Here is a 680-nt window from a genome sequence, read left to right on the forward strand (position 1 = left end):
CGTAAACACAAATTTCAAAACGGAGTGAAATCGCCAAGCGTTAGGAGTCACTCTTAAATTGTTTGTTAGGGCACTATTCTCAAAGATGGCCACTTTACTAACCACCCTTTTGAATTGACACGACTTTTAAACTTTTCTTGTGACCTTTTTGGGTTATGTGTGACACAGTAACCAAATAATGATTCATACCCAAAAACTGATATGCATTCGTACTTTTCGGGAGCAACTTGTCGGATACCAATTGCCGTTTCTTTCTCTGGCCAGTAGCTCATAGCATCCAGTGAACTTGTGTAAGGTAAGTCACCATTGCGAGTGTGCATTATTGCCTGATTTCGAACTTGCCAGTTAATTTCCGGCATTACCTGTTTAAGCTGAGCTTCATAGTATAAATAGGCATTAGGATCTCGCTCGTCAGGTGCGAAATAGATAACATCAGCATCATTCAATGGTGTCGCCACCTGAAAACCATGTAATGCATCCCACACAAGATTTCGGACGAAACCTGCTGCAATATAGCATTGAGGTAAACCCAGTTGAGATACACACTTCAAAGCGTTAACTCTAACTGGATCTTGTTTGATTAATTCTACGATTCTGTCCATTTCGCCCTGTGCCCTAACGCCCAATTAAGGTGCGACAACGCTATAACACCCAAACTAAACCATTACACCGTAAACACA

General features: G+C 41.3%; 1 protein-coding gene. It reads right to left on the reverse strand.

Features of this window, described 5'->3' with window-relative positions:
* Window positions 1-65: 65 nt before the first annotated feature.
* Complete coding sequence (locus FCV43_RS19745; RefSeq protein ID WP_136996132.1) at window positions 66-602, reverse strand: nucleotidyltransferase family protein; 537 nt, start codon at window positions 600-602, stop codon at window positions 66-68.
* Window positions 603-680: the final 78 nt, after the last annotated feature.

It is taken from the genome of Vibrio genomosp. F6, assembly GCF_005146325.1.
In the GTDB taxonomy this organism is placed as follows: Bacteria; Pseudomonadota; Gammaproteobacteria; order Enterobacterales; family Vibrionaceae; genus Vibrio; species Vibrio cortegadensis.